Annotated in this window: 2 protein-coding genes; one reads left to right on the top strand and one right to left on the bottom strand. The window is 59.0% G+C overall.

Annotated elements, in window-relative coordinates:
• Positions 1-637 (bottom strand): nucleotide sugar dehydrogenase (locus OQK_RS24380; protein WP_038861691.1); only part of this gene is annotated, 637 nt, incomplete at its 3' end.
• 243 nt (positions 638-880) lie between these two features.
• Between OQK_RS24380 and OQK_RS24385 the strand changes: the two genes are divergently transcribed.
• On the top strand, positions 881-1,471 hold a 591-nt coding region (locus OQK_RS24385), incomplete at its 3' end, for a tyrosine-type recombinase/integrase (protein WP_016774723.1).

Below are 1,471 nucleotides of genomic sequence, written 5' to 3' on the forward strand. Positions count from 1 at the left end.
CGGCGTATTTGGTCAGCTCGGCACTGCGCAAGTCCATGAACAGGATGCGGTCATGGTTGCGGTTGAACGGCGCGTATAGATCACGCATCACATCGCGCACTTCAGCGCCTTCGCAACCAATGACGATGCGATCGGGCCGCCGGCAATCAGCAACCGCTGAACCTTCCTTGAGAAATTCCGGGTTGGAGACGATATCGAACTGCAGCAGGCGGCCAATCTTGATCAGGGCTTTTTCGATGTGGCTGCGCAAAGCGTCGCCCGTGCCCACCGGCACCGTGGATTTTTCCACCACGATCAACGGCTGCTCACGATGTCGGGCAATCGCGTCGCCAACCGACAGCACGTAGCGCAGGTCCGCCGAACCGTCCTCGCGTGACGGCGTGCCCACCGCAATGAACGCCACCCGCCCATGCAACACCGCAAGCCGCTCATCAGTGGTGAATTGCAGGCGCTGCGAATCCAGGCCCTCGCGCACCAGACTGGCCAGCCCCGGCTCGAAAATACTGACGTGACCCTGGCGTAACTGCTCGATCTTCTGCGCGTCGACATCCATGCACACCACGTCGTGACCGACCTCAGCCAGCACCGCCGCTTGCACCAGACCGACATAACCACTGCCAAACACCGTGATCTTCATGCCGCACTCCTGTTCGCAGTCCCTGCATTGAACATAAGAGCGCGATGTTTCAGTTCGCCTACTGCGGTGATAAAGCAGCAAACAGACCGTTCGGGGAATGCGCGATTGACTTTTACGGCCTCGAACGGCAGGTTGTCGGCCTTTCGCGGCAACCCCTGTCATTGAGTCACACCGTTTTTTTGCGTTTCATTTCATGCATTTATTGTTTTTGTTGAATCGTTTTTTATTTCAAGGCCGTTTCGTTTGAGTGATTTGTCGAGTACCCAACCTGCACCGTCCACCAGCAATCCGCTGACCGTTTACCTGGCGCGACTGGCACCTTCCAGCCAGTTGACCATGCGCTATGTGCTGCAAGATGCCGCTGACCGCCTCGGTTTCGAGGACGTCGATATCGAAGAAGTCCCCTGGCACGGCCTGCAACCGGAAGACGTGGTGGCGCTGGTCGCCGCTTTGCGTGCCGACGGTTATGCACCGAACACCTCGTCGCTTTACGTGAACGCCGTGCGCGGGGTGATGAACGAGGCGTGGCGCATGAGCCTGATCAGCCAGGATCACCTGTTGAAGATGCGTTCGGTCAAGGGCATAGCCGGCACACGGCTGTCCCAGGGGCGCAACCTCAAGCGCACGCTGATTCACGAACTGATGGAAGTCTGCGCTGCCGACCCGCGCCCGCAGGGCTTGCGTGATGCGGCGGTGATAGCGTTGCTGTATGGCACCGGCATGCGCAAGTCGGAATCGGTGGATCTGGATCTGAGTCAGGTCGACTTCAACGAACGCAGCCTGACCGTTACCGGCAAGGGCAACAAACAGCTGATCAAGTACGCGCCGGCCTGG

It is taken from the genome of Pseudomonas sp. R62 (assembly GCF_000257605.1).
GTDB lineage: Bacteria > Pseudomonadota > Gammaproteobacteria > Pseudomonadales > Pseudomonadaceae > Aquipseudomonas > Aquipseudomonas atacamensis.